The sequence below is a fragment of the Streptomyces sp. NPDC006193 genome, from assembly GCF_040613915.1.
Taxonomy (GTDB): Bacteria; Actinomycetota; Actinomycetes; order Streptomycetales; family Streptomycetaceae; genus Streptomyces.
In genome coordinates, this window is the sequence record NZ_JBEXTB010000036.1 from 1 (window position 1) to 20,291 (window position 20,291).

The window sequence follows — 20,291 nt, forward strand, 5'->3', positions numbered from 1 at the left end:
CTGACGTTGGCCAGGAACGCCGCGGCTTCCCGCTTCTTCGTGGCGTCGTCGCCGGTGTTCGCGAAGCCGGGGTAGGCGCTCAGGGCCGCGGTGAGGCCGCTGTAGGTGTAGAAGCCGTTCCGGTTCGGGAACATCTGGTTGAACTGCGCCTCGGAGACGACGAATCCGGCCGCCGCGGTGACGGCGCTTCCGCCCGCCGGCGCAGCCGCTGTCGTGGCGCTGGACGGTGCCGTGATCTGCCCGTCCGCGGCCTGCGCGGGCGTGACGGCGCACAGCACGGCGAAGGACGCGGCGAGGGCGGCGGCGAACCGTCCCGGGCGTATGCGCGCGCGGATCGATCGCTTGGTCGTGGGGGTTCGCATGAGGAGTATCGCTCCAGTTCACGGATGCGGCCGCGATGCGGTCGCGGGGAGTTGCGGCCGGTGTCAGCCGAGCACGGTCTGCGTGACGACGATGTGCCCGGCGTCCGGGTTCAGGCTTCCGCCGAGCCTGCCGAAGGCGCCGTCGGTCAGGTCGAGGCACTTCGGTTCCTGCGGGGTCTGCTGGAAGGTGCCCCGGTCGTTGATGCGGACCACCAGCGACTTGCCGTTGGCGACGTTGGTCACCAGCACACGCGTCCCGAAGGGGAGTTGCGGCTGACGGCTGAGCGAGGTGGCCGCGGTGTCGGCGTTGTTGTCGAAGACCTCGCCGCTGGCGGTCAGGGCGCCGGCCGGCTGGGGGCCGTAGTGCGTGGCCCAGCACTGGTCGGCGGCCTGCGCGGGGGAGGAGACGAACAGACCGGCCGACATGACGACGGCTGCGGTGAGTGCGGTCCGGAACAGGATGGAACGTGTGGGGGGTTGGACGTGCATCGGGAGAAGATCACACCTTTCGGTCGCTGTGTGAGAGGGGGCCCGCCCGGCAGCACCGACTGCGGGGGCCCACCCGACACCCAGGGACCGTAGAAGGTCTAAACCAACACCGTCAAGAGGTGAACGGGTCGACGCGCCAAGCGAGTTGAGCACACGCCCGATGAAGCGCCGCACCGCGCGGCGGGGCGCGCACCCGCCACCCGGCGTTCACTTGTCGACGTCAACGGCGCTGTGCGTGACTGATCTGACGCTCTGACGCACCATCACTCGCGGGGGCAGTGCAAGTGCATTCTCTCCCGCTGTGACTAGCCGTCAAATGCTGCCTCACGGGCGTAGGTTGGCGTGATGTCCGAGATGAGAACCGAACGGCTGCTGCTCCGCGCGTGGCGGGAGACCGACCTCGCCCCGTGGGCTGCGATGAACACCGATCCGGAAGTGCGCAGATACTTGCCGGGGATACCCACCCGCGAGCAGAGCGACGCGACCGTGGCCCGCTTCCAGGCGGAGATCGACCGGCGGGGCTGGGGTTGGTGGGCGGTCGAGGTGGTCCGCACCGGCGAGTTCATCGGGTTCACCGGCCTGGATCCGGTGGAGGACGCCATGCCGTTCACGGGCGTGGAGGCAGGCTGGCGCCTGGCCCGCTCGGCCTGGGGGCACGGCTATGCGACCGAGGCGGCCCGGGCGGCGGTGGCCTTCGGATTCGGCTCCCTGGCGCTGCCGGAGATCCTCGCGGTCACCACGGCCGCCAACCTCCGGTCTCGTGCTGTGATGCGCCGCATCGGCATGAGCCGCGATCCGGCCGACGACTTCGACGACCCGACCGTGCCGCCCGGTCCGCTGCGTCCGAGCGTGGTGTACCGGCTCCCTCGCGGCGGACAGCGCCCCGTCGAACGGTAGCGGGCCGGCATCGCCGCTGCCCTCACCAGGACACCGCCCCGGCGGAAACGGCCGGCGGGGTCGGCCACGACACCTCGACCGCCGCGGGACACGAGATCGCCGCCGGGAGACCGGCCGTCACCGACGGCGACGCGCACGCGCGGCCCGCACACGCGTGCGGCACGGCGCGCGGCGGGGCGGGGACGGCCTCGTGGCCGTCGCCGCTGCCCCGCCGCGGCCGTGCCGCCGCGCCCCGGTGCGGGCGCCCTGCGTCAGCCGGCTGCGTGCCCCCGCCTCAGTGGGGGCCCCGCCTCAGAGGGGGGAAGTCCCGTCGTCACCGGGCCGGATACGGCCACGCCACGCACCGGACTCCCCGCCGCGCTCCTCCACGTACTGCTTGAACCGCCGCATGTCGCCCTTGACGCGCCGGTCGATGGTGCCCATCAGGTCCGCCACCTTCTCCACCGGCCCACGGGGCTCGATGTCCATCACCAGCTCGACCCGGGTGTGGGCGTCGTCCACCGGCTCGAAGCGGACCATGCCCTTCTGGTGGGCGTCGCCGCTGGTGGTGCGCCAGGAGATGCGCTCGTCGGGAAGCTGGTCGACGATCTCGGTGTCGAACTCCCGGCGCACTCCACCGATCTTGGTGGTCCAGTGGTTGTGCCGGTCGTCGATCTGCGTGACCTGTTCGACGCCTTCCATGAAGTGCGGGAACTCCTCGAACTGCGTCCACTGGTTGTAAGCGGTGTGGAGGGGGACGTCGACTTCCACTGTTTCCTTGACCGTGCTCATGCGCGTGCCTCCGTTCTGTGAGCCCGTTCCCGGGAGCCCGCGGCGCCGCGAGCGGCCCCGGCCGGCTCCCGGGCGCCGGGTACCCGGCAGACACGGGCTCACGACCGTCGGCTTCCGCCGGTCCCCGCGCCCGAGCCGACCGCTGTGCCTCGCCGCCGATCCCCGTCGGTCTGCGTCAGCGCCGCTCGTACGGGGCGCCGGTGTCCCGGTCCGAGCCGGGCCACACGTAGGGCAGGTCGTCCGGGACGCCGGGGAACTCGTCGGCGTACGTCTGCGGGTCCTTGCGCACCAGCGCCGACTGGTGGCTGCGGTGGAACGCCTCGTCGCCGAGCCAGGGCGGCAGCTCGCCGGCCTCGGCGAGCGCGGACTGCCCGCGCACCGGGGTCCTGGGCCGGCAGGCGGCGAACCCGGCGACGAGCGAGGCCGCACAGCTGTCCTGGTGGCCCTGCTCCCGCCAGACGCGGCAGATCTCCAGTCCGTACCGGACCAGCGCCTCCTCGTACCCGGTCCACATGCGCACGGCCGGATGCCTGCGCCATCCGTAACCGGGCACGGTCAGACCGCGCAGCACCTGCAACGCCTCCACGCGCTGCTTGCCGAGCCGGCGGCGGTCCAGGAGCAGCGCCGTCCGGCGGAAATCGGGATGCGGCAGGAACGTCTGCACGAACGTCCTCCTCGTCGGCTCGTCCTATCGCCACACCGCCCGGTCGGCCAGCCCCCCGGCGCCCAGCAGGCCCGTCGCGTCGAACGGCTCGCCGGCCTCCAGACGCGGCAGTTCGCGGCGCGCCAGGCGCAGCACCAGCGGGGGGAGGGCCGCGCGGACCGGCTGCGTCAGCCGCAGCCAGCCCGGCGCGTACACGGCGACACGGCGCCGCTCCAGACCGTCGGCCAGCCGCCGGGCGACCACTTCGGCGGGGTACACCCGGCGGGCGGGCGGCGGCATGTGGCGGCGCAGCTCGCGCAGCACCGCGTACCGGTCAGCGTCGCGCACCATCTCGGTGTCCGTCCAGTTCAGGTAGGCGATGCCGACGCCGACACCGCGGTGGGCGACCTCCGCCCGCAGCGCGTGCGCGAACGCCTCCACACCCGCCTTGGACGCGCAGTAGGCGCTCATCAGCGGCGCCGAACCGATCGACGCCAGCGAGGCGACCTGCAGGTAGTAGCCGGCCGTGGCGAAGAGGTCGGGCAGGAAGACCCGCGCGGTCTGCGCGCTGCCCGTGAGGTTCACGTCGATCACCCGGCGCCAGGAGACGGGGTCCGAGGAGGCGAACGGCCCGCCCTCCGCGATGCCCGCGTTGGCGACCACGGCCGCGGCCGGCCCCAGCCGGCGGCGCACCTCCTCGGCCGCCGAGGCCAGCCGCCGCGGATCCGTCACGTCGACCTCGACGGTGAGACGGCGGGCGGTCATCCGGCCGGCGACCTCGTCCAGCAGGGCCTTCTCGTGGCCCAGCAGCGCCACGGCCGCCCCCCGCCGGGCGACCTCCAGGGCGAGCGCGGCGCCCACGCCGCGGGCGGCGCCGGTCACCACGACCGTCCGGTCCTTCAGGGGACTGTCACGCATGGGGGCACTCCTCCGTTCCGGCGGACCGCGTTCCCGCCGCCGTCGGGCCCCCCAGCCTGGTACGGACCTGCCGTCCGCCGCGTCCCGGGCGGCCCGGCCCCCGGACACGGCATCACTCCTCCCCGGCGCCGGGACGCGCCGTGTGGTGGGGATGGCCCCGGGTGCGGCGGACCTCCTTCAGCTCCGCCTCGTACAGATGGCCGCGTCCGCCGGCGAGCTCCTGCACCACACGGCCCTCCAGCTCCTTGAACGGCTGGTAGTACGTGCGGTCGTACGCCTCGACGATCTGGAACGTCCAGTGGCCGGGAATGACGTTCCGGCCCAGGATCTCGGCCTGGATCCTGTCCGCCCACCGCGGGTGGCCGGCCCGGCGCAGCAGCTCCACCGCCCGGTCCAGCTGGAAGTCCGCGGTGCCGGTCAGCTGGTGGAAGTCGTACAGCCGGCCGCGGGCCCGCTCCGTGGTCTCCAGCGCCTTCGACAGCGCCCCCAGAGCCTCCACCACCTCGTCCCCGACACCGTCGGGACGCCGGTGACGCCGGTCGGGGCCCTGGCCGGGGCCGTCCTGGTACGTGCTCATGTCGCTCCCTGACTGGTCGCCGCCTGCATCACGCCCCGCGCGTCACGCCCCTCCGGCCGCTGCCGGACCCGGATGCACGGGCCGTCGCGGTGGTCTTCCGCCGAGGGCCCGCCGGCGGATGCGGCACGCGCTCACCGCTTCCGCCCGGTACGGTCACGGCGTGCCAGCACCCGCTGCGCCCGCACCAGGCCCGGCGCCCGGTGCGCGCGCAACGCGGCCCGGGCGGCGTTGGCGCCCGGAGCGCCGTGCACACCGCCGCCCGGATGGGCCCCGGCGGAGGCGAGGAAGAGACCCGGCACGGGGGTCTCCGGGCGTCCGGCGCCCGGCACCGGACGGAAGACCAGCTGCTGGTGGAGCGCGGTGGTGCCGCCGTTGATGGCACCGCCCTGCAGATTGGCGTCCAGCGCCTCCAGCGACGGCGGCGCCAGGACGCGGCGCGCCCTGATCAGCGACCGGAACCCGGGCGCGAAGCGCTCGACCTGCCGTTCGACCCGGTCCGCCATGCGTTCCCGGTCGGTGCTGCTCCAGGCGCCGCCGATGCCCTCGTCGCCGGCGTCCCCGCGGACGTCGTGGGGGACGTGCGTGTACGCCCAGGCGGACTGCGTGCCCAGCGGGGACCGCGAGGCGTCGGCCGTCGTCATCTGCCCGAACAGCGCGAAGGGGCGGTCGGGGATCTGGCGCATGGCGATCTGGGCGGCGAAGCGGGTCAGTTCGTCCAGTCCGTCGGCCAGGTGCACCGTCCCGGCCCGGGCCGCCCGCTCGGCCCGCCACGGCACCGCACCGTCGAGCGCCCAGTCCACCTTGAAAGTGGCGAAGTCCCACTGGAAGCGGCGCACATCCTCCAGCAGCTGCGTCGGCAGATGGCGGGCGTCCACCAGCCCGCCGTACAGGGCGGGGACCGCGACGTCCGCCAGGACGGCGCGCCGCGCCGCCACCGTCTCCCCGGCGGCCGTCCGCACCCCCGCGGCCCGACCGTCGCGCACCAGGACCTCCTCGACGCGCTGCCTGCAGGTCACCCGTCCCCCGGCGCTCTCCAGACGCCTCAGCAGCGCCGCGGTCAGCGCACCCGCCCCGCCGGCCGGCACCGGGAAGCCGTACGTCTGCCCCAGCATCGACATCAGCCAGCCGAAGCCGCCGCTGCCCGCCGACTCCGGCGCGAGATCCGCGTGCAGCGCGTTGCCGGCGAGCAGCAGCCGGCCGCCGTCCCCGCGGAACTCCTCCTCGCCCAGGCGCCGCACCGGCAGGAGCAGCGACCGCGCCATCCGCAGGCCGCCCGCGGCCCGCAGCCGCATCGCCAGCCGGGCCCCGGCCCGCACCGGGGGGAACGGTGTGAACAGGGCGGCCAGCAGATCCGGCCGCAGGTTCTGCCACACCTGGAACAGGCGCCGCCAGGCGGCCCCGTCGCCCGCCGCGAACTCCTCCATGGACGCGGCCGTGACGTCGAGCCGCCGGTCCAGCACGGCGCACCGGCCGTCGGTCAGCGGGTGGGCGAGGACATGCGGGGCGTGGCGCCAGCGCAGCCCGTGGTCCTCCAGCCGCAGCGCCGCCAGCACCGGGGAGGCGGCCGCCAGCGGGTAGAACGAGCTGAAGAGGTCGTTGACGAAGTCGGGGTGGACGCCCCTGTCGTGCCGGACCGCCCCGCCGGGCTCCGGCTGCTCCTCCAGGACCTGCACCTGCCACCCGGCGTCCGCCAGCAGGTTCGCGGCCACCAGCCCGTTGGGCCCGGCACCGATCACCACGGCGTCAGGCATCGCCGGCTCCCGCGCCGCCCGGGGCCGCCGCCGTGGACGTCTGCGCGCCCCCGCCGCCGCGCTCGCGCTCCACCTCTTCGCAGAGCCGGGCGAGGCGCGCGAGCATGGAGCGGTGGCGCAGCTGCAGCAGCGCCTCGACCCCCACGTTGTGCAGCTTGCCACCGGCTCCCTGGAGCGGATGCTCGTCGACGATCACCAGGCAGTGCCGGCCCCACTGCCGCAGCTCGATGGCGATGCGGGCCGTGCCGAGACTGCCCGCGTGCGCCTCCAGCTCCAGCACCGACCCCTCCCGGCAGCGCCGGACCACCGTCCGATTGCTCAGCTGCCACGGGCCCAGCCGGACGTGGTAACGGATGGCCGCGTCGAGCTGGGGCCACCGGCCGTCCAGTGGACAGGAGGACTCCGTGCCGACCACCCACTGCGCGTACCGGCTTCCGTCGGCCAGGACCGACCACACGGTCTCCGGGCCGGCTTCGATCAGACGATGACGAACGGCCACCTGCGCCTCCTCGGGCTCCGCCTGCCTGCCGCCCCGGCGAGTGCCCCGGTCCGGAGCGGTCCAACCGCGTCGTCACCTGCGAGGACGTTCGGGGGCGGCCGGAACCGCCCCCGGCGGCTCCGCGTCGTTCCAGCCGACACGTCGCCGCCGCACCGCCGCGCGGGGCGGGGTACCCCGCGGGGTATGACTGGTTGGTGACGCGTGTGTTGCTTGCAGCTGGGCTCATCGGGTACCAGCGGGAGGTGAGAGGGGCGTCCTGATGGCCCGGGGATTACTGGAAGTGACGTTTTCGTGACCCATCACCGCGGTCCCGGTGACGACCGGGCGAGTGCGGGTGAGGGCGCGGCGGGCTCCGCCGCGCCGCGGATCGCCGATGCCGTGGAACGTCTGGCGACCCTCTGGTCGCTGGCGGCCCAGGAAGCGACCCCGCGCCTGTCGCTGCACCAGCTGCGGGCGCTGCGGACGCTGGAGGCCGCGCCGGAACTGAACCTCACCGCCCTGGCGGAGCGGCTGGACATCGGGCTGCCCACGGCCAGCCGGCTGTGCGACCGGCTGGAGGCCGCCGGCCTGCTCGAGCGCGCCCTGCATCCGCACAAGCGGCGTGAGGTGCGGCTGAAGCTGACGGGGCACGCCCGCCGGGTGCTCGCCGAGGTGGCGCAGCGCCGGGCGCAGGCGCTCGCGGCGGTGCTGGACCGGATGGAGCCGGCGGACCGGGCGGCGCTCGGCCAGGGACTGCTGGGGTTCCTGGCGGTGCTGGACGGCGGACTTCCCGCGCCGGGCGCCGGCGCGGAGTGACTCAGGGAGCGGTTGCCGGCCGCGCCGGGCGGCCCTGCCAGTCGAGGCAGACCACGGAGGCGTCCGAGGCCAGGTCCCTGCTGCCGAAGTGCTCGACGAGTCCGGCGACGACGGCGCGCGCGGTCTCGTGCGGGGCCGCCTCCCGGGTGGCGCTCAGGATCTGGCGCAGGGCGGCTTCGCCGAACAGGTCGCCGGTCGCGGAACGGGTGCTGTGGACACCGGTGCTGACCACGATCAGCCGGTCACCGGGCGCCACGTCGAAGGTCTGCTCCTCGTACGGGGTCTCCTCGAACATGCCGAGCGGCAGCTGCGCCTCCAGCCGCACCTGGTCGATCGTGCCGGCCCGCAGCCGGTACAGCCGCGGCGAGCCGGCGTCGACCGCGCGCACGGCGCCGGTGGCGAGGTCGAAGCGCAGCAGCAGCGTGGAGGCGTACGACTTGCCGCCGTACTGGGCGTACACGGCCTGGTCGGCGAGGCAGGCCTGGTCGGCCAGGCCGATGCCGGCGCGGCGGGCGTTGCGCAGGGCGCTGACGGTGAGGCTGGTCAGCAGGGAGGCCTCGATGCCCTGGCCCATGCCGTCGGTGACGGTGAGCGTGAGGTGGTCGGGGCCGGAGGACCAGTCGAAGTTGTCGCCGCCCACGGCGTAGGCCGGTTCCAGGTGGGCGCCGATGGTGTACTCGTCGCGGACGCAGCCTCGCCCCGGCAGCAGCTGCCACTGCATCTCGGCGGCGAGGGTGAGGCGGCGGGAGCGGCGGGCCAGCAGATACAGGTCGGTGTCCCGGTCCGCGGTGAGGATCTCGTGGCCCAGCGCGGTGGCGAAGTCGGCCAGCCGCAGCACCGTGGCGGGCTGCGCGCTCCCGGCGGGCAGCCGGACGGAGAGGACGCCGAGACGGTCGCCGCGGACGGTGATGGGCAGGTGCACCTGCTCGGTGCCCGGGTCCGCGCCGACGTCCACCAGCGGCGTCTGCGTGGTGAAGGCGGTGCCCGCGGGTCCGTCGTGCGCGGAGACCGGGTCGCCGGTGTCCGGCAGGTGGGTGACCGGTTGCAGCACGGCGAGGCCGTAGTCGGCGAGGAGCAGGGAGACGTCCAGGGCGGCGTGTTGCTCGGCCAGGATCCGGCGGGCGGTCGGCACGAGCGCGTGCGGCGGTGCCGCACGCAGCATGCTCTCCGCCGACGGGGTCGTTGCAAAGGCGTTCACACGTCCCACCCTCTCTTCATACGGCCTCCACGCTATCGCGCCCGGCACCCGGCCCGGACGCCCGGGACCCGGGCGGCGGGCGGAGCCCTCCCGCGGCGGCCGGCCCCGGCAGGACGGCGGTCCCGCCGGTGCCTCCCGGTGCCGGCCCGTCCGCGCGTCGAGCCACGCGCGCCGGGGGCTTCACGCGCCGGTGCCTCCCCGTGCCGGCCCGTGCATGTGCCGAGGCTGCTGCCGTCGGGCCGCCCACGTGCCGGATCGTGCGCCGCCCGTGCGTCGAGGCGTCCGCGCGCTGGTGGCTTCACGCGCCGGACCGTGCCCGTGCCGGGGCTCGTGCCGCGGGGCCGCCCACGTGCCGAGCCGCCCACGCTCCGGACGGTCCGTGCGTCGAGCCGTCCGCGCGCCGGTCCCCCCCGTGCCGGGCTGTCCACGTGCCGGCCCGTCCGCGTGCTGGCCCGTCCGTGTGCCTGGCCGCCCATGTGACGGGCTGTCCGCGTGCTGGTGCCTGCACGTGTCGAAGGCGCCACGTGGCGGGTCGCCCGTGTACAGGAGCCGTCCGCGTGGCGGGGTGTGCGGCCGGTCCGGTGGCGGCACGGGCTGAGACGCCCGCCCCGCGGCTCAGCACGGCGCCGGCGGGGCGGGGGAGGGGTCGGAGGCCCAGGAGACCACCGTGACGGTGGTGCCCCGGCCGGGCTCGGTGTCGATGCGGAACTCCTGCACCAGCCGTCTGGCCCCGCCCAGTCCCAGACCCAGGCCGCCGGCGGTGGTGTAGCCGTCCGTCATCGCCCGTTCGACGTCCTCGATGCCGGGACCGCTGTCGGCGAAGGTCAGCCGCAGGCCGGGCGCCGTGTCGCCGGCCAGCGGGGTGATCTCCATGTGGCCGCCGCCGCCGTGGACCAGGGTGTTGCGGGCCAGCTCGCTGGCGGCGGTGACCAGTTTGGTCTGCTGCACGAGACCGAATCCCAGCGCGGTCGCGGCCAGCCGCACCTGCCGCCGCGCCCGGGCGAGATCCGCGTCCGAGGCGAGGGGCAGACGGCACCCGGCCACCGGGGGCAAGGCCGTCATAACCCCCCCTTCCCGCGGTGCCACGCCGGGGTGGCGGACCGTCGGCCGCGCCCGGGCGCCGCTCCGCGCGACTGGGCACGCGCCCGGCCGGCGGGCGGGCCGGCGATCGCCGCCGGCGGGACGGCACAGCCCGTCACACGGCGGACGCGGCCCGCGCCGCGGGCGACGGCGCCGGGCCCGGCGGCCTCAGTCATCACGGTGTGCCCACGGGGGCCGGGACGTCCCCCGGACGTCGCTGCGGCGAGCCTGTCGCCCGCTGCCGCGGGCCACGCTCGGACACCTGCATCGTCTCCCCCTGCCAGGCCCCGGCTCCCCGGCGGGCCTGCCCCCAGCACTCGTTTCTTGTCGTAGGGCAAATGTTAGGCCGGGGCGGAGCGGGCACACCAGGCGGCCCCGCCCCCGGACGGTTGGCACCGCCGTGTTCGCGTCAGCGTCCGTGCCAGTCCAGGCAGACCACCAGGGCGTCGTCGTCCGGGGCGGGCCGGCCGCGGTGACCGGACAGCTCCCGCAGGATGGCGCGCGGCACCTCCGCGGCGGGCAGCAGGCGGGTTGACTGGATCGCCCGCTCGAGGGGGGCGTCTCCGTACGCCTCGCCCTGCGGGTCGGCGACCGCGTACACGCCGTCGCTGACGAAGACGAGCCGGTCACCGGGTTCCGCCCGGAACTCCTGGGCCACGTAGTCGGTTTCCTCGAACATGCCGAGCGGCAGCTGGGCGTCGAAGGCGATCCGCTCCACGGTCCCCCCGCGCAGCCGCAGCATCTGCGGCGATCCGGCGTCCACCACCCGCGCCCGCCCCGTGGACAGTTCGAAGTCGAACATCAGCACCGACAGGTAGCAGCGGCCCCGGTAGTGGGCGTAGACCGCCTGGTCGGCCAGGGCCGCCTGGTCCGCGATGGACAGGCCGGCCCGCCGGGCGTTGCGCAGGGCGCTGATGGCGAGGTTCGTCAGCAGGGAGGCCTCTATGCCCTCGCCCATCCCGTTGGTGACGTACAGCGAGAAGCGGTCCGCGGTCGCGGACCAGTCGAAGTTGTCGCCGAAGATGGCGTAGGCGGGCTCCAGTTGCGCGCCCAGCTCGTACTCGGGCCGCGAGCAGGAGCGGCCGGGCAGCAGCTGCCACTGCATCTCCGCGGCCAGCGTGAGCCGGTCCTTGCGGCGCGCCTGCAGGAACAGGTCGGTGTCCCGCTCGGCGACGACCACCTCGTGGCCCAGGACTTCGGCGATCTCCGCCAGCTCCCGCCGCCCGTCCCCGGCGAGTTCGCCCTCCGGCAGCGTCACCGACAGCACCCCGAGCCGGTCGCCGCGCACGGTCACCGGCAGATGCAGGCGGACCAGCCCGTCCCGGCCCGGCTCGGCGAACGGCTCCTGGGCGCCGAAGGCGCGGCCGGCCGCGCTGCCGTGGATCGGCAGCGGTTCGAGCGTGTGCGGGAGCACGGAGACCGGCTGCAGCACCGTCAGGCCGTAGTCGGCCATGAACAGCTCGACGGACCGGGCCGCGTACTGCTCGGTGAGCGCGCGCCGTACGGCGTCGAGCAACGCGTGCGGCGCCGCCGAACGCAGGGCGCGTTCGGCGGTCACGAATCTGTTCACGATGGGTAGAACACCATTCCTTCGTCGGACATCGGTCGCATGGAAGCACTCGCCAGAACCGTGCCGGTCGTGCAGGACATATGTCGTCGGCTCGCGTCCCTAGTAGGCTGGCAGCCGTCCCAGAGCCTGCGAGAGTGTGACAGTGACTGCCTTCCGACACCTGCCACAGCCCGACGAGGTCGCTCGGGTGACCTCCACGGCCGGGGAGCTACTGGAAGTGCTCTGGGGCCGCGCCTCCACGGCGCCGGCCTCCGCGTCCCAGTTGCGCGTACTGCTCATCCTCGAGCACCACGAGGGCATCAACCTGCGGACCCTCGCCGACTCCCTGGCCTCCACCCCGCCGTCCACCAGCCGCCTGTGCGACCGGTTGCAGGCCGCCGGCTTCGTCGACCGCGTGGTCGGTTCCACCGACCGGCGCGAGGTGCGGCTGCACCTGAGCAGCCGCGGACGCGCCTTCCTCGACGACCTGCGCGCCCGCAGGGAGAGGGAACTGCAGGCGGTCCTGGCGCTGATGCCCGCCGCCAAGCGGGCCGCGCTGCTCGAAGGACTGGAGGCCTTCTGCGCCGCCGCGGCCGTGCAGATACACGATGACACCGAGAGCCCCGGCAGCCGGACAGCCTGACGCGCAGAGCGCGGCGCCCGGTCCAGCGGCGCCCTGAAGCGCCGGCGGCCGGGGCGCGCAGCGGCCTGCGTCCACCGGAACATCCCGATTCCTTCCCCGTGCCTGTCCGACACGGTTACTTTGTTGCCTCACGACTATAGTTGTCAAACGGCAAGTGTCCCGTAGTGCTTCGCTTACGCCACCTCGGATACCCCGCGCGCCGCCGGTCAGCGGGGGCGTGGCCGATGTCTCGGACGCGACCGCGGCGGGCGGCGCGTACAACCCGGACGTTTTACGCGTGCGCCGGCACGGGCAGACGACAGTCGAAGGCGACACCACCGCCTGTCACACCCGCTGAGACCCGCAGGTGCGCAGTCGACTGCGCACGAGGGTCCGTCGCGGCGGTCAACAGCCCAGTCGTCACGCCCATCGGAGGAAAGCGAACCGTGCGCTCTTCCCTGGAGGATGCACAGCCGCCCCGCCACTGTCCGCGGACGGCGGAACGAGCCCGGGACCTCACCCGGGACTACCTGTCCACGGTCGAGCCACGCGACCCCGAACAGGAACAGGCCGTGCTGCTCGTGGTGTCGGAACTGGTCACCAACGCCATCCAGCACGCCGGCGGCGTCACCGGCTTCGGGCTCCGTGCGGACGACGGCCGGATCACCGTCACCGTGGACGACGCCAGCCCGGCGCTGCCGCACCGGCGCCGCTCCCCGGTGTGGGAGCCGGGAGGGTTCGGCTGGCCGATGGTCCTGGAACTGGCCACGCAGGTCCGCGTCAGGCAGGGGGCCGGGGGCGGGGGCAAGGCCGTCCAGGCGGTGCTCCCCCTGGCGCACTGACCGCCCCGCCGGACCGCCCCCCCCGCCGAGGCCGACGCGGCCCGGCCCTCCCGAGCGGCGAGCCGTGCGCGGGAGTCCCGCCCCGACCCCGTACGGCGACGGCGCCGCCGGCACCTGACGGTTCATCAGACCCGGTAGCCCCGGCGGCAGTCGGCGCGGTCTCGTACGCGCGCCACGAGGGAGCGGGCGCACGAACAAGCCGGCCCCCCGGTCCCGCGCCCCGGCGTGCGCGGCGCGACCGGCCGGTCCCGCGCCGGAGTGCCGGCCGTCCCGACCGGGCCCGCGCGCCGCGAGCGCGCGGCGGCGGGACGCCGTCCGACCGGCCCTTTCCCGGGCGGAGCCGCCGGCCGGCGGGGCGAGGGGTGTGAGAAACCCGTGCCGGGTCACGGCGCATGTCCGGCCCCCGGGCGGGTAGACGACGGCGCATGAACGGGGGAGCGCAGATGGACCCGGTGAAATCAGGGCCTGGCGGTGAGGGCGTGACCGGTCCCGAACCGATGCAGGAGATCGTTCCGCTCGACGGCCACGGCGCGTGCATCGCCGAGGCGCGCCGGCACGCGGCCGCCTTCCTGGCGCGGGTGCAGGGGGAGTACGGACTGCCGGTGTCGGCGCGGGCGATGGACCTGACCCGGCTGGTGGTCAGCGAACTCGTCACCAACGCCCGCAAGTACGCCCCGGGCCCGGTGCTGATGGAGCTGCGCATCGTCGACGGGCTGGTCGAGGTGGCCGTGTGGGACAGCGACCCGGTGCTGCCGGTGGCGCGGGCCGCCGATCCCGGACGCGTCGGGCAGCACGGCCTGGAGATCGTGATGGCGGTGGTGCAGGGATTCGAGGTGCACCGGGAACCGGTCGGCAAGCGCGTCACCGCCCGTATCGCCCTGGCCGACGACCCGGGCGGGGACCTCACCGGCCGCCGCACCCACTGACCGACCGCGAGGGCGCCGTGCCGCGGGTCCCGACGGCACCGCGGTGAGAGGCGGACGCGTAGGCGCCGACACACGGGGAAGCCCCGCCGGCCGCGGCCGGCGGGGCTTCCCCGCGGAAGGGAGGGTCAGGCGTGTCGTCGGGCCCACAGGGGGGTGACCGCGGCGATCAGCACGGCGGCCACGCCGATCTGGAGGATGTGGCGGATCCAGTCGATGCCACCGGTGTCCCGCACACCGAAGGCGGTGGCGAGCGCGTTGCCGGCGATGCCGCCGAGGATGCCGAGGACGACCGTCAGCCAGAGCGGGATCGGCTGGCGTCCGGGGATGACGAGCTTGGCCAGCAGGCCGATGATGAGTCCCGCGATGATGGCCCAGAGGAACGACACGGCCTCTCCTTCTCTCTCGATGTTCCGTGCACCTCCCGGATGCCCTCACTCGCCCGTCGTACGCCTGTCCGGTGCTGAACGGCCGTGGCGGAACTCAGCGTTCGTCCGCGCGCATCGCCCGCGCGCGGGAGTCGGTGATGGTGAAGTGGTCCCGGGTGCCGGTCAGGGTGAACAGCCGCTCCACCGAGGGACGCAGGGGGCCGAGCAGGACCAGTTCGCGGTCGGCGGCCCGGTGGCGGCGCCAGGCGTCGAGGAGGGCGTTGAGCAGCCCGCTGTCGGCGAACGTCACCTCGGAGAGGTCCACCACGGTCACGGGACGCGCCGCGTCCTCCGCCTCGGCCCAGGCGGCCTGCCACAGGTCGTTCTCCTCGTAGTCGACCTCGCCCCGTACCGTGATCTCGAAGACTCGCTCATGGCAGGTCACCTTGACGGTTGCCCTGCTTTCCCACTGCATGGTCGTCCTCGTGCTGTCGGTGGTCCCGCGGCCCGGCGCCGCCTGACCCTGCGTACTCCTCCTACCCCGTGGCGGCCCTGACTTGTCCTGAGGCAAGTGTCACGGCGCCGGTGCGGGGAGCAGCGCGTGCCCGGCCAGCGCGGCGGCGCCGTCGTGCAGCAGGCGCCGGGCCCGCGGGAAGTCCCGCAGACGGCCGCCGAGAACGCCGAGTGCGGTGACCACGGAGTGCGACGGCACCCGCCGCGCCTCCAGGACGTCGGCGGTCCAGCACAGGAACGTGGTGAACAGGGCCGGGTCGTCGACGTACAGGGCGGTGGCCAGGAAGCCCACGATGTGGTCGAGGTCCTCCGCGGTGCGCTCGCGCTGGGCGTCGCTGCGGGAGCGCAGGGCCGGCAACCGGTCCTCCAGGTCCGTCAGCGTCTGTCCGACCAGGCGGCTGCGGGACCGGGCGACGAACGTGTACTCCTGGTCGGCCAGGTGCGGCAGGTCGTCCACGACCTGCCGGGCCGCCGCCGGGTCCGGCGGGGGCACGCCCTTGTCCAGGACGGCCGCCGCGGCGCGGGCGTCGGGCGCCCATCCGTCGGCGCCGAGCGCGTGGGCGTGACGGCCGTCCGGTCCGAAGGCCCCTCCGCCCGCCAGCACCGGCACGCCCACGGCCTGGCAGGCGGTGACGGCGGCGTGCGCGGCCGGCAGGCGCGTGGCCAGCGAGCAGGACAGCAGCACCGCCTCCGAACCGGTCCGATGAAGGTGGGCCACCAGATGCGGCGTCGGGGTGTGGGCGCCCAGGTGGTCCACCCGCCAGCCCCGCAGCCGCAGGACCTCGGCGACCAGACGGGCCGGCAGGGCGTGCCATTCGCCGGCGGCGCAGCAGACCGTGACCCGTCCCCGGACGGCACGGCCGGGACCGGTCTCCCGGCGCCGCCCCTGCACGAGGGCGGTGATCACCCGGTCGCTGACGGCGGTCGCGGCGTGTTCCTGCGCCACGGTCAGGCGGGCGGCGGCCCACTCCCGGCCGACCCTGTCCTGCACCGCCGCGATCACGTCGAGCAGCAGCGTCTCCTCCCCGACACCGTCCGCCAGGGCCCCGTGGGCGATCTCGACCGCCGCGTACTCGTCGCCGTGCGCCACGGCCTGCCACAACTCGCCTGCCAGGACGCCGGCGGCCGTCGCCGGGGGAGCGCTCACCCGTTCCTCCTGTACGCCGTGCCGCACACCGGGCCGGCGGTGCGGTCCCGGCCGCCCGCCGCCGGATCCGCCGCGCGGGGGGCGCCGATGGCGACGGTGGCGATGTCGTCGTGGCTGCCCGACCCCACCCACTGGGCGGTCAGCATCTGGATCCGCTCCACCACCGCCTCGGCCGGCATGCCCGCGCACTCGGTGAGCGCCCGCTTGAGCCGGTGCTCGCCGAACAGCTCGTCCCCGAGCGGGCCGCCGCGGGCCTCGGTGACGCCGTCGGTGTACAGCAGACACGTCTCCCCGGGACGCAGCGTCACGGCCGCGGTGGCGGCGGTGACCTTCGGCAGGGCGCCGATGAGGGAGCCGCGCGTGGCGGCCTCCTCGACGGTGCCGTCGTACCGGACGATCAGCGGGGCGAGGTGCCCGCCGCTGGTCAGCCGCATCTCGACCGTGCTGCCGCGGCGGCGGACGGACGCCAGCACGAGCGTGGCGAACCGGGTGTGGCGGGAGGACAGCAACGCGCTGTTGAGAAGGGTCAGCATGCGCTCGTGATCCGTCGCCAGCGGCAGCAGCGCGTGCAGCGTGTTGCGGATCTTGCCGGTCAGGACCGCCGCGTCCAGGCCCTTGCCGGCCACGTCCCCGAGGACCGCGAGCGTCTCCTCGGCGGGACCGGCGCCGGGGTGGACGTCGTAGAAGTCGCCGCCGATCCGTTCGTTGTCCCGCGCAGGGCGGTAGGCCCCGGCGTACTCCACCCCGTGCACGCTCTCCAGCCGCGGCGGCAGCAGTTCCCGCATCAGGGTGGCGGTGATGGAGGACTGCTCCGTGTACAGGCGGGCCGCCGACAGGGCCGCCCCGGCGCGTGCGGCGAAGAGCCGGGCGAAGAGCTCCTCGTCCCCGCTGAACGCCTGCTCCCCGCTGGACCGCAGCAGGACCAGCGCACCGGCGGGCACGCCGTGCCCGGGAAGCGGGGTGACGATGACGGAGCCGACCGCAGCGGAGAAGCCCGCCGGGCGCACCCACCCGGGCAGGTCGGCCGGGTCGATCCAGCGCGCCGGCACGGGCGGGAACCCCTGCAGGGCGTCGGCCAGTCCGGGCACGCCGTGCACGTCGAGCGGCGCGGTCGCCCGGCTCACCGGCCCGCCGCGGTAGGCGTAGGTCAGCTGGTGCCCGCGGCCCTTGGGCGGGGCGACGAGCAGCGCCGCCTCGGCGAGGTGATCGGTGGCCATGCGCGCCGTGGCCTCCATGCACCGCGTCACGTTGAGCGTCGACAGCAACTGGCCGGAGACGTCGGCCAGAAGAGCGGACCGCTGCCGTGCGTCGGCCAGCGCCGCCTCCGCCAGCCGCCGGTCGGTGTCGTCGACCAGCCACCACACCACGTCACCGTCGCCCGCCGGGGTGGGGTGCGCCTCGAAGAAGCGGCCGGCGACGGCTCCGGCCGCCCGTCCGGCGCCGCCGGGCCGTCCGCCGGCGAACCGCCCGTGGGCATCGGCCAGCCAGGCCGGCACGGTGTCGCGCAGCCGGTCGCCGCCGACCGCGTCCGACCACAACAGCCGCGCCGCGGCGTTGAGTTCGACGAGGCCGCCGTCCCGGTCCGCGACGATCACCGGGTACGGGGCATGGGCCCAGGCCGCGCCCACACTGACGGAGGCGCTGCGCGGGTCGACGGGTGAGCCGCTGGAACCGAGCACACGCGGGGGCGCGCCTCGGGCACGCCCCACCACCTCTCTGCGACCGACAACAGATGTCTTCCGGCAACAGTCCCGCATGGAGCCCGGCGGCGCAAGCCGCTCTCGGCGCCCGGCGGGGGACACGACGGAGAAGCGCGGCATCATGGCCGGCCGCCGCCGGTGCGCCGCGCACGCTGCTCATGCCGCCGTTGCCGCCCCCACCGCCGTGGCGGCCCCGCCGGCGCAACTGCGCCCGGCGACGGATCCCCGCCCGGCGACGGATCGGCGGGCGCGGACGGCCGACCGGCGCGCACGCCGTCCGTCTCAGGCGTCCGCGGTGTCGTCGGGCCCGTCCGTCACCGTCAGCAGGTCGTCCCGGTCCGCCAGCGCCTCCAGGGACAGCGTCCGGTAGCCGACCTCTTCGAAGAGCACGGTGATGCGGTCCCCGTCCTCGCTCAGCACCGTGCCCCGGCCCCACTGCCCGTGACGCACCGCGGCCCCGACCGGATAGGACCCGGCGTCCGGGTGCACGGGGTGCTCACCTGCGGCCGTCCCGTCCCCGCCCTCGTCCGCCTGCGCGTCGCACACGTCGCAGTTGCCGCACGGCGCCTCGTACTCCTCGCCGAAGTACCCCAGCAGGAAGCGCCGCCGGCAACCGGTGGTCTCCGCGTACGCGCGGGCCATGTCGACCCGGGAGCGGTCCATGCGCTTGTGGGCCTCGGCGCTGTCCGTGGCCCGCCGCACCGCGTCCGACGGCGCCGTGCCCGGGAGCGGCCGGACGGCGCCCGAGGCGTCCGTGACCACGGCGCCCGCCTCCTCCAGGAGGTTCACCGCCGTCGTGACCCGGGGCCGCGACATGCCGGTGTCCCGCCGCAGTTCGTCGAGCCCCGCGGGATCGCCGGCCCGGTCGTGGACGGCCCGTACGACCGTTCTCACGGTGTCGGCACTCGGGGCGCGGGAGGTGAAGTAGGCCTGCATTCCGGTGTCCTCCGGCCGGTAGTGCAGGACGGCGAGGGCGGGCTCACCGTCCCGGCCGCAGCGCCCGACCTCCTGGTAGTAGGCGTCCAGGGAGCCCGGCAGCGAGGCGTGCAGCACGAACCGCACGTTCTCCTTGTCGATCCCCATCCCGAAGGCCGAGGTCGCCACCACGACGTCCGTCCCGCCCGCGAGGAACGCGTCGTGGATCCGCCGGCGTTCGGCCGCGCGCAGGCCGGCGTGGTACGCCTCCGCGGCGAGCCCGAGGGAGCCCAGCTCCGCGGCGTAGTACTCGCTGTCCTTGCGGGTCGCCGCGTAGACGATGCCCGGCTTCGGCTCGGCGGCGGCCTGCTCGACGACCATCCGCCGCCGCTCGTCGTCGTCCAGGTACCGGCGCGCCTCCAGCCGGATGTTGGGGCGGTCGAACCCGGTGACGAGCTGCCGCGGCCGGTCCATCCCGAGCCGTTCGACGATGTCCTGCCGTACCGGGGGAGCGGCCGTCGCGGTGAGCGCGAGGACGGGCGGCCGGCCCAGCCGCCGCGCCGCCTGGTCCAGGCGCAGGTAGTCGGGCCGGAAGTCGTGGCCCCAGGAGGACACGCACTGGGCCTCGTCCACCACCAGCAGCGCGGGACCGGTCTCGGCGAGCCGTTGGAGCACCTCGTCCTTGGCCAGCTGCTCGGGGGACAGGTAGACGAAGCGGACCGCGCCGCCCCGCACCTTTTCCCACGCGGCTTCCGCCTCGGCGGCGCCGAGGTCGGAGTTCACGGCGACGGCGCCGGGCCCGCGGTCGCCGCCGGGCAGCCCGGCCATCTGGTCGCGCTGCAGCGCCAGCAGCGGCGAGACCACCACGACCGGTCCGGACAGCAGCACGCCCGGCACCTGGTACACGGCGGACTTGCCGGAACCCGTCGGCATCACGACGAGGGCGTCCCGGCCCTCCAGCACCCACTCCATGGCGGTGAGCTGCTCGGGACGCAGCTCGTCCCAGCCGAACACCTCGGCCGCGGTATCCCGCAGACGCCGGGTGCGCCCTGTGCGCGTCCGGGGTTCCTCGCCGGTCATCGCCCGCTCCTTCGCTCCACGCGCCGGAACCGCCTGGCTCCCGGTTCCGCACAGCAGTCCCAGGTACCCCCGCCGGACACCGGCACGCACCCGCGCCCCTCTGCGACGCACTTCCGCCCACCCCGGCAAGTCCCCGCCACCCGGCCCAAGCGCCCACCCCGGCAACCCGGCACCGCCCGGCCTTCGGCCCGCACCGATGGTGCCTGCCCCGGCGGCCCGACGCCGGTGGTGCGCGCGGCGGCCCACACAGGCCGGTCCGCGCCGCCCGGCCCTTGCGCCCGCGCCGGCCGGTCTGCGCGGCCCGGCCGTTCGGCCGGCGCCCGCCCGGCCCCGGCCCGCGGCGGTGGCCTGCGCCCCGGCGGTGCGGATGGTGTCGTGGGGTTGCGCCCAGGCCGTCCGGCCCGCGCCGGTGGGGCGTGCCCGGGCGGCCCCATGCCGGTGGTGTGTGCCCCGGCGGCCACACAGGCCGGTCCGCGCCGCCCGGCCCCGGCCCGCGCGGTGGGTTGCGCCCCGGCGGCCCGTGCCGGTGGTTCTGCGCTGCTCGGCGGTTCGGTCCGTGTTGGTGGGTCGGGGCGCTCGGCGTTCCCAGGGCGGTGGGTCTGCGCCGCTCGAGTTGCGCCCGCGCCGGCCGGTCTGCGCGGCCCGGCCGTTC

At 75.3% G+C, this 20,291-nt stretch carries 21 protein-coding genes; 5 read left to right on the plus strand and 16 right to left on the minus strand.

Annotated features, from left to right (window positions below; translation table 11 throughout):
• Both ABZ261_RS25770 and ABZ261_RS25775 read right to left on the minus strand, forming a co-directional pair.
• Positions 1–362 (minus strand): glycoside hydrolase family 19 protein (locus tag ABZ261_RS25770; RefSeq protein WP_356863064.1); only part of this gene is annotated, 362 nt, incomplete at its 3' end.
• A 63-nt stretch (positions 363–425) separates the two neighbouring features.
• Positions 426–851 (minus strand): septal ring lytic transglycosylase RlpA family protein, encoded by a 426-nt coding sequence (locus ABZ261_RS25775; protein WP_356863066.1) that lies wholly within the window; start codon positions 849–851, stop codon positions 426–428.
• 345 nt (positions 852–1,196) lie between these two features.
• Here ABZ261_RS25775 and ABZ261_RS25780 point away from each other — a divergent pair, with 345 nt between their 5' ends.
• Positions 1,197–1,748 (plus strand): GNAT family N-acetyltransferase, encoded by a 552-nt coding sequence (locus ABZ261_RS25780; protein WP_356863068.1) that lies wholly within the window; start codon positions 1,197–1,199, stop codon positions 1,746–1,748.
• Between the two features lie 291 nt (positions 1,749–2,039).
• On the opposite strand, the gene ABZ261_RS25785 is transcribed toward ABZ261_RS25780, so the two are convergent.
• The 6 genes from ABZ261_RS25785 to ABZ261_RS25810 form a co-directional block, all read right to left on the minus strand.
• Complete coding sequence (locus ABZ261_RS25785; RefSeq protein WP_356863070.1) at positions 2,040–2,519, minus strand: SRPBCC family protein; 480 nt, start codon at positions 2,517–2,519, stop codon at positions 2,040–2,042.
• 175 nt (positions 2,520–2,694) lie between these two features.
• Positions 2,695–3,183 (minus strand): MSMEG_6728 family protein, encoded by a 489-nt coding sequence (locus ABZ261_RS25790; protein WP_356863072.1) that lies wholly within the window; start codon positions 3,181–3,183, stop codon positions 2,695–2,697.
• A 24-nt stretch (positions 3,184–3,207) separates the two neighbouring features.
• Positions 3,208–4,080: an SDR family oxidoreductase gene (locus ABZ261_RS25795; RefSeq protein ID WP_356863074.1), complete on the minus strand. Its 873-nt coding sequence runs from the start codon at positions 4,078–4,080 to the stop codon at positions 3,208–3,210.
• A 112-nt stretch (positions 4,081–4,192) separates the two neighbouring features.
• Positions 4,193–4,657: a hypothetical protein gene (locus ABZ261_RS25800; RefSeq protein ID WP_356863076.1), complete on the minus strand. Its 465-nt coding sequence runs from the start codon at positions 4,655–4,657 to the stop codon at positions 4,193–4,195.
• Positions 4,658–4,788: 131 nt separating this feature from the next.
• Positions 4,789–6,408: an NAD(P)/FAD-dependent oxidoreductase gene (locus ABZ261_RS25805; protein WP_356863077.1), complete on the minus strand. Its 1,620-nt coding sequence runs from the start codon at positions 6,406–6,408 to the stop codon at positions 4,789–4,791.
• Positions 6,401–6,907, minus strand: coding sequence for an SRPBCC family protein (locus ABZ261_RS25810; RefSeq protein ID WP_356863079.1), 507 nt, complete (start codon positions 6,905–6,907; stop codon positions 6,401–6,403). The genes ABZ261_RS25805 and ABZ261_RS25810 overlap by 8 nt, the downstream gene beginning before the upstream one ends.
• Positions 6,908–7,198: 291 nt before the next feature.
• On the opposite strand from ABZ261_RS25810, the gene ABZ261_RS25815 reads away from it, so the two are divergent.
• Positions 7,199–7,702 carry a MarR family transcriptional regulator gene (locus ABZ261_RS25815; RefSeq protein WP_356863081.1) on the plus strand — a complete coding sequence of 168 codons (504 nt, stop codon included), beginning with the start codon at positions 7,199–7,201 and terminating at the stop codon, positions 7,700–7,702.
• Position 7,703: 1 nt separating this feature from the next.
• Here ABZ261_RS25815 and ABZ261_RS25820 read toward each other — a convergent pair whose 3' ends face one another.
• The 3 genes from ABZ261_RS25820 to ABZ261_RS25830 form a co-directional block, all read right to left on the minus strand.
• Positions 7,704–8,864 carry a PP2C family protein-serine/threonine phosphatase gene (locus ABZ261_RS25820; RefSeq protein WP_356863190.1) on the minus strand — a complete coding sequence of 387 codons (1,161 nt, stop codon included), beginning with the start codon at positions 8,862–8,864 and terminating at the stop codon, positions 7,704–7,706.
• 651 nt (positions 8,865–9,515) lie between these two features.
• Positions 9,516–9,962 carry an ATP-binding protein gene (locus tag ABZ261_RS25825; protein WP_356863083.1) on the minus strand — a complete coding sequence of 149 codons (447 nt, stop codon included), beginning with the start codon at positions 9,960–9,962 and terminating at the stop codon, positions 9,516–9,518.
• 427 nt (positions 9,963–10,389) lie between these two features.
• The gene (locus ABZ261_RS25830; protein WP_356863085.1) at positions 10,390–11,550 is read right to left on the minus strand and encodes a PP2C family protein-serine/threonine phosphatase; all 1,161 of its coding nucleotides are present in this window, start codon (positions 11,548–11,550) and stop codon (positions 10,390–10,392) included.
• Between the two features lie 136 nt (positions 11,551–11,686).
• Here ABZ261_RS25830 and ABZ261_RS25835 point away from each other — a divergent pair, with 136 nt between their 5' ends.
• From ABZ261_RS25835 to ABZ261_RS25845, 3 genes are all read left to right on the plus strand, one after another.
• A complete protein-coding gene (locus tag ABZ261_RS25835; protein ID WP_356863087.1) occupies positions 11,687–12,172 on the plus strand; it encodes a MarR family transcriptional regulator in 486 nt (161 codons plus the stop codon).
• A gap of 425 nt (positions 12,173–12,597) precedes the next feature.
• Positions 12,598–12,993, plus strand: coding sequence for an ATP-binding protein (locus tag ABZ261_RS25840; RefSeq protein ID WP_356863089.1), 396 nt, complete (start codon positions 12,598–12,600; stop codon positions 12,991–12,993).
• A gap of 497 nt (positions 12,994–13,490) precedes the next feature.
• Positions 13,491–13,919, plus strand: coding sequence for an ATP-binding protein (locus ABZ261_RS25845; protein WP_356863192.1), 429 nt, complete (start codon positions 13,491–13,493; stop codon positions 13,917–13,919).
• 125 nt (positions 13,920–14,044) lie between these two features.
• Here the strand turns inward: ABZ261_RS25845 and ABZ261_RS25850 are convergent, their stop codons facing one another.
• The 5 genes from ABZ261_RS25850 to ABZ261_RS25870 all read right to left on the minus strand — a co-directional run bounded on the left by ABZ261_RS25850 (position 14,045) and on the right by ABZ261_RS25870 (position 19,639).
• On the minus strand, positions 14,045–14,305 hold the full coding sequence (locus ABZ261_RS25850; protein ID WP_356863091.1) for a GlsB/YeaQ/YmgE family stress response membrane protein: 261 nt from the start codon (positions 14,303–14,305) through the stop codon (positions 14,045–14,047).
• A 94-nt stretch (positions 14,306–14,399) separates the two neighbouring features.
• Positions 14,400–14,759 (minus strand): STAS domain-containing protein, encoded by a 360-nt coding sequence (locus ABZ261_RS25855; RefSeq protein WP_356863093.1) that lies wholly within the window; start codon positions 14,757–14,759, stop codon positions 14,400–14,402.
• 99 nt (positions 14,760–14,858) lie between these two features.
• Entirely contained in the window at positions 14,859–15,944 is a 1,086-nt protein-coding gene (locus tag ABZ261_RS25860; RefSeq protein WP_356863095.1) for a cobalamin B12-binding domain-containing protein, read from the minus strand.
• Positions 15,941–17,539 carry a PP2C family protein-serine/threonine phosphatase gene (locus tag ABZ261_RS25865; RefSeq protein ID WP_356863194.1) on the minus strand — a complete coding sequence of 533 codons (1,599 nt, stop codon included), beginning with the start codon at positions 17,537–17,539 and terminating at the stop codon, positions 15,941–15,943. Before ABZ261_RS25865 ends, ABZ261_RS25860 begins: the two co-directional genes overlap by 4 nt.
• 387 nt (positions 17,540–17,926) lie before the next feature.
• Complete coding sequence (locus ABZ261_RS25870) at positions 17,927–19,639, minus strand: RecQ family ATP-dependent DNA helicase (RefSeq protein ID WP_356863097.1); 1,713 nt, start codon at positions 19,637–19,639, stop codon at positions 17,927–17,929.
• Positions 19,640–20,291: the final 652 nt, after the last annotated feature.